Below are 12,626 nucleotides of genomic sequence, written 5' to 3' on the forward strand. Positions count from 1 at the left end.
GTCTTGAAATATGCTGCGTCCGGCCGGTTGGCTGGCGCGCGACATTGCGGCGGGGTAGTCACCGCCCATGATCAAGCTTCGTCCTTCTCAGCCCCAGGACGGTGATCGCGTCGTCGCGATCTGGGCCGCGGCCGTCGACGCAACGCATGACTTCCTGACGCCCGAGGATCGCGCCTCAATCGGTCGCGAGGTCGAGGCCTTTCTCCCTGCGGCGCCGCTTGTGCTGGCCGTCGATGACCGCGATCGCCCTTTGGGCTTCATGCTGATCGCCGACGGCCACATGGAGGCCCTGTTCATCGACCCCGAGTATCGCGGAGCCGGCCTCGGCGCGATGATGATCGACTATGCGCTGGCGTTGCATCCCCACCTGACCACCGACGTCAACGCGCAGAACGCCCAGGCGTTGGGCTTTTACGAGCACATGGGCTTCGAGCGCATCGGCTGGTCAGCGACCGACGGCCAGGGCCGTCCGTACCCGCTGATCCATCTGCGCTTTGGCGTATGAGCCGATTTTCGGCTTATCTGCACGGCCTTCCCTCGCGAGTCATTCCATGCGCCGCCTGCTCACCGCCCTCGCCCTGATCCTGACGCCTGGCCTCGCGGTCGCCGCTCAACCGATCCTGCTCAAACCCGCGCGGGTCTGGACTGCGGAGAGCGCGGGACCGCCCCGCGAAGGCTGGGCCGTGCTGATCAGGGACGGCAAGATCGCTTCCGTCGGCCCCGCCGCCCAGATCGACGCCGCCGGCGCGGAGGTCGTCGACCTGCCCGACGCGACACTGATCCCCGGCCTGATGGACCTGCACAGCCACCTGTTCCTGCATCCCTATAACGAGACCTCGTGGGACGATCAGGTCCTCAAGGAGACCCCGACCTATCGCACGTTGCGGGCGGCGGTGCAGGCCAAGGCGACGCTGGAGGCCGGCTTCACCACGCTGCGTGATCTTGGCACCGAGGGCGCGGGAACTGCGGATGTGCCGCTGAAAAAGGCGATCAACGAGGGCTTGATTCCCGGCCCTCGCCTCTTTGTGACCACGCAGGCGATCGTGGCGACCGGCGCCTATGGTCCGGCGCGACGGAACTACAATCCCGACGCGGAAATCCCGCAGGGCGCGCAAGAGGCCAGCGGCGTCGCCGAGGTGGTCAAAGCGGTGCGCGAACAGGCCGGCGCAGGCGCCGACTGGATCAAGGTCTATGCCGACTATCGCGTCGGGCCCGATGGTTCGACGCAGCCGACGTTCAGCGTCGAGGAACTGAGAGCGCTGGTCGAGACCGCGCATTCCAGCGGCCGCCCGGTCTCGGCCCACGCCTCCAGCGACGAGGGGATGCGTCGCGCGATCCTGGCCGGCGTCGACACGATCGAGCACGGCTATGGCGGATCGGAAGCCACCTTCAAGCTCATGGCCGAAAAGGGCGTTGTCTTCTTCCCCACCCTCACGGCGGTCGAGAGCACCTCGACCTATTTGGGCGGCTATGTCGCGGGCAAGACGACGCCGACCCCCGCGATGCAGGCGGCCGAGCGGGCCTTCCGTCTGGCGGTCAAGGCCGGCGTGACCATCGGCATGGGCAGCGATGTCGGCGTCTTCAAGCATGGCGACAACGCGCGGGAACTGGTGTGGATGGTCCGCTACGGCCTGACACCCGCCCAGGCGTTGCTGACGGCCACCTCGGTGGACGCCAAGGTCCTGGGCCGGACCAACGATCTGGGCCAGATCAAATCCGGCTATCTGGCCGATCTCGTCGCGGTGAAGGGCGATCCGACCCAGAGCATCGAGGCGACGCGCGATGTCGTTCTGGTGATGAAAGCCGGAAAAATCGTCGTTCGTCCCTGATCGTGGTGTCGAAGACGCAGTCCCCCTTGGGGCAGGTCACGCCGCCCGCTAATCAGGGCGGCGCTGCTTAAAAGGAGTCGCCATGCGCCTGCCCGCCCTCGTTCTGGCCTGCCTGTTCCTCTTCGTCTCGCCGGCCCTGGCGCAGAAGCTGGACGAGACGCCGCGCGTGGCGGTCATCTCGGCCTTCCCGCCGGAGATCGGCGCGCTGAACGCCGCCACGACCGAGCAGAAGGCGCACGACGTCAACGGTGTGCGCTTCGTGACCGGCAGGCTCGAGGGCAAGCCGGTGGTGGTGTTCCTGAGCGGCGTGTCGATGGTCAACGCGGCCATGACCACCCAGATGGCGCTGGACCGCTTCAACATCACGCGGATCGTCTTCTCGGGGATCGCGGGCGGCGTCGACGAGGGCCTGGATATCGGCGACGTGGTCGTCGCCGACCAATGGGCCCAGAACCTGGAAAGCGCCTTCGCGCGCGAGACCGAAAAGGGCTTCGAGGTCGCGCCCAGCATCCGAACGACCACCCTTGCCAACTATGGCATGATCTTCCCGCGCGGCATTCACATGCCCGGCGACGCGTTGGGGACGCCGGCCCGCGTCTGGTTCCCGGCCGACGCCAGCCTGTTGGACACGGCGCGCAAGGTCGCGGCGCAGGTGGCCCTGCAACGTTGTGCTGCCGACAAGTGCCTGGTCCATCCGCCGAAAGTGGTGGTGGGCGGCAACGGCGTCTCGGCGCCGGTGTTTCTCGACAACGCCGCCTATCGCAAATACCTGCGCGCCACCTTCGAGGCCCGGGTGGTCGACATGGAAAGCGCCGCCGTCGCCCATGTGGCCCTGGTCAACAAGACCCCGTTCATCGCCTTCCGCAGCCTGTCTGACCTGGCCGGCGGCGGCGCGGGCGCCAACGAGATGCACACCTTCATGGCCCTGGCCTCGGACAACTCAGCCACGGTGGTGAAGGCGTTCGTAAAGGCGCTGCCCTAGATTCCCCCCTGAGTTCAGACCCCGGAGGAGCAAACCATGTCGTCTTTCGATCGCCGCGTCCTGATCTCTGGGGCGCTTGTAGCTGGCGCAACTCTGGCGACGTCGGCCAGCGCCGCGCCCGACGCGCCCATGCTGTTTCACCAAGTGTTCTTCTGGCTGAAGACCCCGGGCGACAAGGCCGATCGGGACAAACTGATCGCGGGGCTGAAGGCGTTGAAGGCCATCGACGTCATCCAACAACTGCACGTCGGGGTGCCCGCTTCGACCGAGAAGCGCGATGTCATCGACAACAGCTACGATGTCTCCGAGCTGATGGTGTTCAAAAGCGTCGAGGACCAGAAGCGCTACCAGGACCATCCGCTGCACCAGAGGTTTGTGGCTGACTGCAGCCATCTCTGGAGCAAGGTGGTGGTCTACGACTCGATGTCGGTCTGAAGGCGGCTCTATCGCGTACCAAACGTGCGGTCGCCGGCGTCGCCGAGCCCCGGCACGATATAGCCGTGCTCGTTGAGGGTCTGGTCGATCGCCGCCGTCCAGATCGGCACGTCCGGATGCGCCTCGCGCAGCGCGTCGACGCCCGCTTGGGCGGCCAACAGGCAGACGAAACGCAGGTTGGTGACGCCGTAGTGCTTGAGGCGTGCGATCGCCGCGATGGCCGAGTGGCCGGTGGCCAGCATCGGATCGACCACGATCACAAGGCGGCCGGCGATGTCCTCGGGCGCCTTGAAGTAGTACTCGACCGCCTCCAGCGTCTCATGGTCGCGATAAAGACCGATGTGCGCCACACGCGCAGACGGCACGAGGTCGAGCATGCCCTCGCACATGCCCAGACCCGCGCGCAGGATCGGCGCGAAGACCAGCTTCTTGCCGGCGATTTCATAGGCCGTGGTCGGCGCCACCGGCGTCTCGATCTGGACCTCGTCCATCGGCAGATCGCGGGTGACCTCGTAGCAGATCAACGTCGCGGTCTCGCGCATCAGGGCGCGGAACGTCTTCGTCGAGGTCGTCTTGTCCCGCATCTTGGTCAGCTTGTGCTGGACGAGCGGATGGCTGACGACGGTGACGTTGGACATGAGAAAGCCTTGCTAGAAGCGTGTCGCCACGCTCCTAGCACGGTGTCTCGAAATCAGGCCAGTTGGTCGCCGATCGGCAAAGACCGGATGCGTTTGCCGGTCGCCGCGAAGATGGCGTTGCACAGGGCCGCCGGCGCCGGCGGATAGGCCGGCTCGCCCAGGCCCGTAGGATTGTTGTCCGACAGCTTGTAACGCACCTCGACGGGCGGCGCATCGGCCATCCGCAGCAGCGGGAAATCACCGAAATTGCTGTTGGACGCAGCGCCCTTCTCGAAGGTGATGCTCTGGTAGAGCGTGCTGCTGATGGCGTCGAGGATCGAGCCCTGCACCTGCTGTTCGGCGCCGTTCGGGTTGACGATCTGGCGGCCGACGTCGGCGGCGGCCCAGACCTTGTCGACCTTCACCGCGCCGTCCTTGACCGTCACCTGCATGACCACCGCCACATAGCCCAGGTGGCTGTAGTGGCAGGCGACGCCAAGACCCGTGCCCTTGGGAAGCTTGCGCCCCCAGCCAGACATCTCGGCCGCGAGGTCGAGCACGCCGCGCATCCGGCCGGTGTGGAAGCTGTCGCCCTTTCCCGGCTCGCCCAGCAGGCGTGGCTCGCCCAGCAGCTCGCGACGGAAGGCGACAGGGTCCTTTCCAGCCGCCAGGGCCAGCTCGTCGGTGAAGCTCTGGATCACGAAGCCGAAGGCGTTGTTGCCCGGCGCGCGCAGGAAGCCGGTCGGGAAGCCTAGCGGCATCACCGATACGTCATGGCGGTAGTTGGCCACGGCCCGGCACGGGAACTGGGTCGCGTTCATCGCTGCGGCGGTGTTGAAGGTCTCGCCCTCGCCGAAGGTGATGAAGTGGTTTTTCCAGGCCACCAGCGCGCCCTTGGCGTCCAGACCGGCGGTCAGGTTGTGCCAGCCGCCCGGACGATAGAAGTCGTGCTGGATATCGTCTTCGCGGGTCCAGATCAGTTGCACCGGCGCATCAACCTTGGCGGCGATGGCCGCAGCCTCGACCATGTAGTCGTTCATCAGTCGGCGACCAAAGCCGCCGCCGCCGCGGATCAGGTGGATGGTGATCGCCGAAGGATCGACGTTCAGCGCCCGCGCGACCAGGGCGCGGCCGGACTCGGGATTCTGGGTCGGGGCCCAGATCTCGACCTTGCCGTCCTTGACGTGCGCCGTGCAGTTCTGCGGCTCCAGCGCTGCGTGGGCGATGAAGGGATAGCTGTAGGCGGCTTTCACCGTCTTGGCCGCGCCCTTCAGCGCCGCCTCGACGTCGCCGTCGTTGTGCAGGTTGCGATGCGGCGGCGCGGCGGCCAGTTCGGCGGCCTTTGCGGCGAAGCTGGCGGTGCTCTGGCTGGCCGTCGGGTGCTCGGCCCACTGGATCTGCAACGCCTCACGGCCCTTGCGCGCCGCCCACCAGCTGTCGGCCACCACGGCCACGCCGGGCATAAGCCCTTGGAGATTGGTCCCGCCCTCAATGATGAAGGCGTCTCGGACGCCCCTTACCGCCTTGGCCGGCGCCAGATCGACTGACTCGACCTTGGCCCCATAGACCGGCGCCTTGGCGAAGGTGGCGAACAGCATCCCCGGCAGGCGCACGTCGATGCCGTAGGTCGGCTGGCCCGTGACGATCGCGTCGAGGTTCTGGCTCTTGTGGCTCTTGCCGATGATCCGGAACGCCTTGGGATCCTTCAGAGTCAGCGACTTTGGATCCGGCGGCGTCAGCGCGGCGGCGGCCTCGGCGAGCTCGCCATAGGACGCGCGGCGCTTGCTGGCGGCGTGGACCACGACGCCCGGCTCGGTCGTCAGGCTGTCGGCCGGGACGTTCCAGCGCGCGGCGGCGGCGGCGATCAGCAGGGCGCGGACCGTCGCGCCCACCCGGCGCAGCCCGTCATACTCCAGCGTCGTGGCCATGCTGCCGCCGGCCACCTGGCGTCCGTAGACCTTGGCGTCGGCGATCGCCTGCTCGACCGTCACTGCCGACCACTCGACGTCCAGTTCCTCGGCGATCAGCATCGGCAGGGCGGTCTTGATGCCCTGCCCCACCTCGGGAACCTTGGAGGCGATAGTCACCTTGCCGTCTGGCGCGATGCGGACATAGGCGTTGATCTTGGTGTCGCCCGCCGCGCGGCTTTCAGAGGACATGGTGAAGCTGAGCAGCAGGCCACCGCCGACGGCGGCCCCGGACTGCAGGACAAAGCGACGGGTCGGGTCGCGCAGGATCTCGCCGTCCATGATCAAGCCTTCTCCAGACCGGCGGCGACCTTGATCGCCTTTTTGATGCGGATGTAGGTGGCGCAGCGGCACAGATTGCCGTTCATCGCCGCGTCGATCTCCTCGTCGGTCGGCTTGGGCGTGGTAGTGAGCAGCGCCGTGGCAGACATGATCTGGCCCGCCTGGCAGTAGCCGCACTGGGGCGTGTCCACCGCCTTCCAAGCCGCCTGCACCTTGGCGCCGACCGCCGTCTTGCCCACGCCCTCGATGGTGGTCACCTTCTGCTCACCCACGCCGCTGATCGGCGTGACGCAAGCGCGCACCGGAACGCCGTCCAGATGCACAGTGCAGGCGCCGCACAACGCCGCCCCACAGCCGTACTTGGCGCCGACGAGGCCCAGCGTGTCGCGCAACACCCAAAGCAGCGGGGTGTCGCCATCGACGTCGGCGGTACGGCGCTCTCCGTTGACGCTCAGCGTAAAGGCCATGGCCAAGGGCTCCTGCTGCAGGGGGCGACATCGTAACCTCTTCAATCTGGCTTGGAGACTCGCGTTTTGGAAGCGCTCTCCCCCACGAAGATTGTGGCGAGACGGGGATATCATCCGAACCAAGACAATTTCCGCGACAAGGCGGCCGTTGTCGCGTAAGGGGCGCACCACGCGTTACGGGACGATAGGATCACGACAGACTGTCGAGCCTTCCGATCGCGACGACTCCCTTGATCGCGGGCGCTATGGTCAGCGTCGGCGCGGCTCTCCGTGTGTTGGCCGCGCGCTGAGCGTGGCCAGGATTTCGTGGTCTCGTCGCCGACGAGGCCTACGATGGCGGGTTCTATTTTATCGGGTTCTGGATGACGTGAGGCAAGCGGGCGGCAAATCGGAAGAACGCAAGACTGGCAAGCGCCGCCAAGTCGCCGCTCTACCCTGGCGCGGCGAGCGCGAGGCGCTGCGCGTCCTGCTCGTGTCCTCTCGCGAAACCCGCCGCTGGGTGATTCCGAAGGGCTGGCCGATGAAGGGTCGTTCTGATCCGGAAGCCGCGGCGCAAGAAGCCTATGAAGAGGCGGGCCTGAGAGGGATCGTCGCGACCGGTCCTTTGGGCGACTATGGCTACCTGAAGCGCCTCAAGAACGGCCAGGCGCGCGAGGTCAGGGTCGACGTCTACGCGTTCGAGGTCACTGCGCAGCTCGAGAGCTGGCCTGAACAGGGGCAACGCACGCTCGAATGGATGACGCCGGTCGAGGCCGCGCTCGCCGTTCAGGAGCCGGAATTGCGCGACCTCATCGCCCGCTTCGCCGGCGTTGACCTGACCAGCGATCACGACACGCCCGCCAAGGCCCCGACACCGATGCGCGTGGCCTTCCAGCGCCTGCGCCGCCGCGTCACGGCGCTGTGGGGCCGCTACCGAGGCTAGATCCTTAGATCAACAGGCCTGTGGACAAGTCTTCGCTGCGCGCATAATGTTCTCATTATGTTCTATTTTAGCGAAGTCCCATGCAGCTGTCCCTAGCCCTGGCCCGGTCTCCGCTGGAAAGCGTCCGCGACGCCCTGCTCTGCGAGTTCGGGCCTCAGCGGCCGGTGGCGCGGATGGACCCGATCTCGCAGCTGGTGAAGTCGTCGATCAGCGGCCGCACGGCCGATGCGGTGTCCTGGGCGGCGTTCCTGCGCCTGCGCGCGGCGTTCAAGTCGTGGGAGGACCTCTCGCGCGCCAAGGTCGCCCACGTGGCCATGGCCATTCAGGACGTGACCTTTCCGGAGGACAAGGCCCGCCACCTGACCACCGCCCTGCGCATGATCGAGGAGAAGGTCGGCTGGCTCTCGCTCAGCCACCTGAAAAACCTGGAGGTCGACCAGGCGCGCTGGGAGCTTCAGGCCCTACCCGGCGTCGGTGTGAAGGTCGCCGCCTGCGTCCTGAACTTCAGCGACCTGGCCATGCGGGCCCTGGTGGTCGACACGAACGTCGACCGCGTCGCCAAACGGATCGGCCTGGTGGGCGCGGGCGACACGACCAACACCTATCACGCCCTGATGGCCATGGCGCCGGCGACCTGGACCGCCGACGATCTTTTCGAACTGCACTGGCTGATGAAGCGAGGCCTGGGCCAGATGCTGTGCGGGGCCGAAGCACCCAAGTGCGGGGCCTGCCCGGTCAAGCAGATGTGCGCCAAGGCGGGGGTCGGTCATAGCGCCGAGGTGCTGGCTTGGCGGCCGCGAGGGTAAGCGGGGACGTGAGGTGAGGATGGCGACGTTTTGAACGGTTGAAGTGATCCCCAGAATCCCGACCTCCCCGGCGAACGCCGGGGCCCAGATTCATCCTGGGCGGTTCGGGGTCACGCGATATTGCGCAACGCGAACGGGATAGATCGCCCGTAGGTTCGATCTGGATCCCGGCGTTCGCCGGGAAGGTCGGGTTTCTGGAGAGTCGTTAGAGGCTGCTCACGACCCATACTCGCCCCCTCCGCGCCTTCGGCGCTCCTCCCCCATAAGGGGAAGAAGGGAGCGCACCTTCTGCCCCTATGGGGGCGGACGACCATACAAGGCATGGTCCGGTGGGGGCCTGCGGCCTGTCCGACTTCCCCCATTGCGGACATCAGGCGTGTCCGCTCTGCGACGTGCGCGATTGCTTGCCGTGGCTGGGTTGCGCTACAGCCCCCTCGTCTGAGGAGATATCCATGAAGCGCCTCGTCCTGTTCGTGATCGCTATCCTCGCTGCGGAGAGCGCGATGGCCGCTGTCGGTGTCGCCGAATGGTCCGGGGTCTACAAGCAGCGGTTCAACGTGACCGAGCCTGAGCCGGGCGTGTTGGAGGACGTGCTCGAAATCGTGCCCGTGGGGCCAGACCGCGCCTATGTCCGCGCCGATCTCACCTTCTCAGCGGGCAATAGCTGCAAATTCTATGGCGTAGCGACCCTGGAAGGCGATCGTCTCAGCTATCGCGGTCCGGTCAAGGGCTATCAGGGCGAGCGCTGCACGCTGACGCTTGAGCGTGGCAGGGACGCCAGGGGCAATCCGACGATCGTGCTGCGCGACGAAGGCGCCCGTTGCGAGGCGGCGACCTGCTCGAAACGCGGGTCGTACGACACCCAGTCCTTTCCCGTGAGCGCCCGGCGGACGATCCGGTATCTGCCGCGCCTGAAGGCCTCGAGCGAATTTGCCCGCGCGCTGAAAGAGGCCGGTATCAAGACGCCCCCGGCACCGCCCGCGACCGGGGCCAATCCGTAGCGCGACTTGCGGTGGGCGCGGGTTCTGTGGGGGCTCCACTGAGGGCGGGCGCCGGACGCCGGGGTGGACGCTGAGGGGGCCTTCGCCCCATCCCAGACGCTCCCAACGCCCCCTACCCCGCCGCCAGTTCCGTGAACGTCTTCGTTCCGATCGGGTAGCGGCGGTAGTCGCGGTAGTCGAAGTGCCACCATTCCTCGGCGTAGACGGTGAAGCCGTCCGCCTCCATGGCCTCGCGCAGGATCGCGCGCAGCGCACGCTGCCGGCTCGTGCCGCCAATAAAATCGGCATAGGCGCGGGTCGAGAACTCGTCGTAGCGGCTGGGCATCTCGACCGGCTGGCCGGTCTTCAGGTCGTACAGCGTCAGGTCGACCGCGCAGCCGCGATTGTGGCGCGAGCCTTGGGCCGGATCAGCGACGAAGATGCGGGCCTCGGGTGGCGTGGCCTCCCAGAACATCCAGGTCACGGACCAGGGCCGATAGGCGTCGTGGACCAGGAGGCCATAGCCCTGCGCAGCCAGGGCGCGGTGGATACGCGCCAGCGCCTCCGCCGCCGGGCGCTGCAGATAGGCCGCCGGCGTCTCGTAAAGCGGAATCCCCATGAAGTTGTTCGAGCCCGCATAGCGGATGTCGAGCTTAATCCCCGGCGCGAGGCGGGTGACCTCGACCAGGTCCGAGGGCAGCTTGTCGCCCGCCTCAACCGGCGGCGCGGCCGCCAGGGCCCGCTGGCGCAGCAGGACCGGATCGGCCCGGACGGCCTTGCGGATCGCCGCCTCGACCTCGGCTCCGAAGTCGTGGAAGGCCAGAGACTTGCCGTTCAGTCGAACCGCGACCGTCTCCAGGATCAGCTCGCCGCCGCCCGCGATGGCGTAGCGCCCCCCTCCGCGCGGGCGCAGGCGCGCGGCCTTGAAGCCGTCGCCGTCGATATGGAGCGCGCCGTCCCGCTCGAAGACGGTGAGGGGCGCAGCCTTGTCGCCGTACTGCCCGATGGCGGCCAGCTCGGCGCGGCTCTGGGCGAAGGCGGCGGGCGCGGCCAAGCCTGCGGCGGTGAGCGTCAGGAAAGATCGTCGAACCAGATTGCTCATGCCACAGCCCCCTATCGTGTCATCCCGGCCGTAGCGTAGCGGAGAGCCGGAACCCAGGGGGTGAAGAAACGCCGTGCGAACCGCCCCTGGATCCCGGATAGCCTCTTCGAAGCTCCCGGGATGACACGGATGATTGCTACTTCATCGTCGGGATGACGAAGCTGCTATCGGCCACCTCACCCTCGGGCCACCGCGCGGTGACCGTCTTGACCTTGGTGTAGAACTTCACGCCCTCGATGCCGTGCTGGTTGGTGTCGCCAAAGGCCGAACGCTTCCAGCCGCCGAAGGTGTGGTAGGCGACCGGCACCGGGATCGGCACGTTGATGCCGACCATGCCGACATTGACGCTGGCGGCGAACTCGCGGGCGGCGCGGCCATTGCGGGTGAAGATGGCGACGCCGTTGCCGTACTGGTGCTCGGACGGCAGGGCCATGGCCTCTTCCAGGGTCTCGGCGCGGACGATCTGCAGCACCGGACCGAAGATCTCCTCGTGATAGGTCTTCATGCCCTTCTTGACGCCGTCGAACAGCGACGGGCCGATGAAGAAGCCCTTCTCGAAGCCCTGAAGCTTGAAGTCGCGGCCGTCGACCACGAGCTCGGCGCCCTCCTCCTGGCCGATGCGGATGTAGTCGGCGATCTTGTCGCGATGCTGGGCGCTGACCACGGGGCCGTAGTGGGCGTCGGGATCGGTGGAGACGCCGACCTTCAAGGTCCCGATCTCGGCGACCATGCGCTCGCGCAGTTCGTCGGCGGTGGCCTTGCCGACGGGGACAACCACCGGCAGGGCCATGCAGCGCTCGCCGGCCGAGCCGAAGGCCGCGCCCGACAAGTCCTTGACCACCTGGTCCATGTCGGCGTCGGGCAGGACGATGCCGTGGTTCTTGGCGCCGCCCATGGCCTGGACGCGTTTCCCGTGCGCCGTGCCGGTCTGGTAGACGTAGTGGGCGATGTCGCTGCTGCCCACGAAGCTGACCGCGCGGATCAGCGGATGGGTCAGGATGGCGTCGACCGCGCTCTTGTCGCCGTGGACGACGTTCAGCACGCCGGCGGGCGCGCCGGCCTCCATCATCAGTTCGGCCAGCTTGACCGGCACCGTCGGATCCTTTTCCGAGGGCTTGAGGATGAAGCTGTTGCCGACCGCGATGCTGATGCCGAACATCCACATCGGGATCATGGCCGGGAAGTTGAACGGGGTGATGCCTGCGCAGACGCCCAGCGGCTGGCGCATCGAATAGACGTCGATGCCGGGGCCCGCGCCCTCGGTGTACTCGCCCTTCAGGATGTGGGGGATGCCGCAGGCGAACTCGATGACTTCCAGGCCGCGCTGGATGTCGCCCTTGGCGTCGGCGATGACCTTGCCGTGCTCGGACGACAGGATCTCGGCCAGGGTGTTCATGTCGCGCTCGATCAGGCGCTTGAACTCGAACATCACCCGGGCGCGGCGCTGCGGATTGGTCTGGGCCCAGCCGATCTGCGCCTTGGCGGCGACCTGCACGGCGGCGTCGAGCTCGGCGTCGGTCGCGAACTGGACGCGGGCCTGGACCTCGCCGGTATTGGGATTGAAGACGTCGCCGAAGCGGCCGGAGGTTCCGACCAGGGTCTGACCGTTCACGAAATGGGCGATGTCTCGCATAATGCGCTCCCTAACGCTGTTTTGCGCGTCAATAGCACCCCAGGATCACGCCGTATCGCGCGAAATCCTGCCAAGCTACTCCGCGTCGACATGCACGCGGCGGAACCGCCCCTGCAGATAGACGAGCGGCTCATGATCGGGGTCGTACCGCAGCTTCACCACCCGTCCGACATAGACCCGGTGATCGCCGGCGTCGAAGGCGTGGTGCGTCTCGCATTCGAAATTGGCCATGCATTCGGGCAGGATCGGCACGCCGGTACGCCAGGTCTCGGTCTCGAGGCCGGCGAAACGGTCGGTGTCCTTCTGGACGAACTGCCGAGCCAGTTGCTGGTGCTCGGCATGCAGGACGTTGACGGCGAAGCGCTGGGCGACGTCCAGCGCCGGCAGGCTGGACGACTTCAAGTCAACGCAGATCAGGGCCAGCGGCGGATCCAGCGAGACCGAGGTGAAAGAGTTGGCGGTCAGGCCCACCCGGCGACCGTCCGGAGCCACGGTCGTGACGACGGTGACCCCCGTCGTGAAGCATCCGAACGCGTTGCGCAGAGCCCGGGCGTCATGCTCGGCGCCCTCGCCCAATTCAATCGTAACCGCCTGACTCATGGGG

General features: G+C 67.0%; 13 protein-coding genes. 7 read left to right on the plus strand and 6 right to left on the minus strand.

Annotated features, from left to right (window positions below; all coding sequences use genetic code 11):
• The first annotated feature begins 67 nt into the window (after window positions 1-67).
• From CSW63_RS16255 to CSW63_RS16270, 4 genes are all read left to right on the plus strand, one after another.
• Window positions 68-505, plus strand: coding sequence for an acetyltransferase (locus tag CSW63_RS16255; protein WP_062095520.1), 438 nt, complete (start codon window positions 68-70; stop codon window positions 503-505).
• Between the two features lie 46 nt (window positions 506-551).
• Window positions 552-1,829 carry an amidohydrolase family protein gene (locus CSW63_RS16260; protein ID WP_062095522.1) on the plus strand — a complete coding sequence of 426 codons (1,278 nt, stop codon included), beginning with the start codon at window positions 552-554 and terminating at the stop codon, window positions 1,827-1,829.
• Window positions 1,830-1,911: 82 nt separating this feature from the next.
• Window positions 1,912-2,811, plus strand: a complete 900-nt coding sequence (locus CSW63_RS16265; protein ID WP_062095524.1) for a 5'-methylthioadenosine/S-adenosylhomocysteine nucleosidase — start codon at window positions 1,912-1,914, stop codon at window positions 2,809-2,811.
• Between the two features lie 36 nt (window positions 2,812-2,847).
• Window positions 2,848-3,246 carry a Dabb family protein gene (locus tag CSW63_RS16270; protein WP_062095526.1) on the plus strand — a complete coding sequence of 133 codons (399 nt, stop codon included), beginning with the start codon at window positions 2,848-2,850 and terminating at the stop codon, window positions 3,244-3,246.
• A gap of 8 nt (window positions 3,247-3,254) precedes the next feature.
• Here CSW63_RS16270 and upp read toward each other — a convergent pair whose 3' ends face one another.
• Genes upp through CSW63_RS16285 form a run of 3 tightly spaced genes read right to left on the minus strand, consistent with a single transcriptional unit; the run spans window position 3,255 to window position 6,579 of the window.
• Window positions 3,255-3,884 carry a uracil phosphoribosyltransferase gene (upp, locus tag CSW63_RS16275; protein WP_062095529.1) on the minus strand — a complete coding sequence of 210 codons (630 nt, stop codon included), beginning with the start codon at window positions 3,882-3,884 and terminating at the stop codon, window positions 3,255-3,257.
• A 53-nt stretch (window positions 3,885-3,937) separates the two neighbouring features.
• Window positions 3,938-6,112, minus strand: a complete 2,175-nt coding sequence (locus CSW63_RS16280) for a xanthine dehydrogenase family protein molybdopterin-binding subunit (RefSeq protein ID WP_062095532.1) — start codon at window positions 6,110-6,112, stop codon at window positions 3,938-3,940.
• 2 nt (window positions 6,113-6,114) lie between these two features.
• Window positions 6,115-6,579, minus strand: coding sequence for a (2Fe-2S)-binding protein (locus CSW63_RS16285; protein ID WP_062095535.1), 465 nt, complete (start codon window positions 6,577-6,579; stop codon window positions 6,115-6,117).
• 358 nt (window positions 6,580-6,937) lie between these two features.
• Between CSW63_RS16285 and CSW63_RS16290 the strand changes: the two genes are divergently transcribed.
• From CSW63_RS16290 to CSW63_RS16300, 3 genes are all read left to right on the plus strand, one after another.
• Entirely contained in the window at window positions 6,938-7,501 is a 564-nt protein-coding gene (locus tag CSW63_RS16290) for an NUDIX hydrolase (RefSeq protein WP_082749446.1), read from the plus strand.
• An 80-nt stretch (window positions 7,502-7,581) separates the two neighbouring features.
• Window positions 7,582-8,307 (plus strand): endonuclease III, encoded by a 726-nt coding sequence (gene nth / locus CSW63_RS16295; protein WP_062095538.1) that lies wholly within the window; start codon window positions 7,582-7,584, stop codon window positions 8,305-8,307.
• A gap of 452 nt (window positions 8,308-8,759) precedes the next feature.
• Window positions 8,760-9,308 carry a hypothetical protein gene (locus CSW63_RS16300; RefSeq protein ID WP_062095541.1) on the plus strand — a complete coding sequence of 183 codons (549 nt, stop codon included), beginning with the start codon at window positions 8,760-8,762 and terminating at the stop codon, window positions 9,306-9,308.
• A 112-nt stretch (window positions 9,309-9,420) separates the two neighbouring features.
• Here the strand turns inward: CSW63_RS16300 and CSW63_RS16305 are convergent, their stop codons facing one another.
• From CSW63_RS16305 to CSW63_RS16315, 3 genes are all read right to left on the minus strand, one after another.
• Window positions 9,421-10,389 carry a M15 family metallopeptidase gene (locus CSW63_RS16305; protein ID WP_082749441.1) on the minus strand — a complete coding sequence of 323 codons (969 nt, stop codon included), beginning with the start codon at window positions 10,387-10,389 and terminating at the stop codon, window positions 9,421-9,423.
• Between the two features lie 136 nt (window positions 10,390-10,525).
• Window positions 10,526-12,022, minus strand: a complete 1,497-nt coding sequence (locus CSW63_RS16310; RefSeq protein ID WP_062095544.1) for a CoA-acylating methylmalonate-semialdehyde dehydrogenase — start codon at window positions 12,020-12,022, stop codon at window positions 10,526-10,528.
• Between the two features lie 75 nt (window positions 12,023-12,097).
• Window positions 12,098-12,622 carry a flavin reductase family protein gene (locus CSW63_RS16315; protein ID WP_062095548.1) on the minus strand — a complete coding sequence of 175 codons (525 nt, stop codon included), beginning with the start codon at window positions 12,620-12,622 and terminating at the stop codon, window positions 12,098-12,100.
• Window positions 12,623-12,626 lie beyond the last annotated feature (4 nt).

This window comes from Caulobacter sp. FWC26, from assembly GCF_002742645.2.
Taxonomy (GTDB): domain Bacteria; phylum Pseudomonadota; class Alphaproteobacteria; order Caulobacterales; family Caulobacteraceae; genus Caulobacter.

Coding starts and splice junctions, on each gene's coding strand:
- CSW63_RS16255 (WP_062095520.1), top strand. CDS start 68: ATGATCAAGCTTCGTCCTTCTCAGCCCCAGGACGGTGATCGCGTCGTC.
- CSW63_RS16260 (WP_062095522.1), top strand. CDS start 552: ATGCGCCGCCTGCTCACCGCCCTCGCCCTGATCCTGACGCCTGGCCTC.
- CSW63_RS16265 (WP_062095524.1), top strand. CDS start 1,912: ATGCGCCTGCCCGCCCTCGTTCTGGCCTGCCTGTTCCTCTTCGTCTCG.
- CSW63_RS16270 (WP_062095526.1), top strand. CDS start 2,848: ATGTCGTCTTTCGATCGCCGCGTCCTGATCTCTGGGGCGCTTGTAGCT.
- upp (WP_062095529.1), bottom strand. CDS start 3,884: ATGTCCAACGTCACCGTCGTCAGCCATCCGCTCGTCCAGCACAAGCTG.
- CSW63_RS16280 (WP_062095532.1), bottom strand. CDS start 6,112: ATGGACGGCGAGATCCTGCGCGACCCGACCCGTCGCTTTGTCCTGCAG.
- CSW63_RS16285 (WP_062095535.1), bottom strand. CDS start 6,579: ATGGCCTTTACGCTGAGCGTCAACGGAGAGCGCCGTACCGCCGACGTC.
- nth (WP_062095538.1), top strand. CDS start 7,582: ATGCAGCTGTCCCTAGCCCTGGCCCGGTCTCCGCTGGAAAGCGTCCGC.
- CSW63_RS16300 (WP_062095541.1), top strand. CDS start 8,760: ATGAAGCGCCTCGTCCTGTTCGTGATCGCTATCCTCGCTGCGGAGAGC.
- CSW63_RS16305 (WP_082749441.1), bottom strand. CDS start 10,389: ATGAGCAATCTGGTTCGACGATCTTTCCTGACGCTCACCGCCGCAGGC.
- CSW63_RS16310 (WP_062095544.1), bottom strand. CDS start 12,022: ATGCGAGACATCGCCCATTTCGTGAACGGTCAGACCCTGGTCGGAACC.
- CSW63_RS16315 (WP_062095548.1), bottom strand. CDS start 12,622: ATGAGTCAGGCGGTTACGATTGAATTGGGCGAGGGCGCCGAGCATGAC.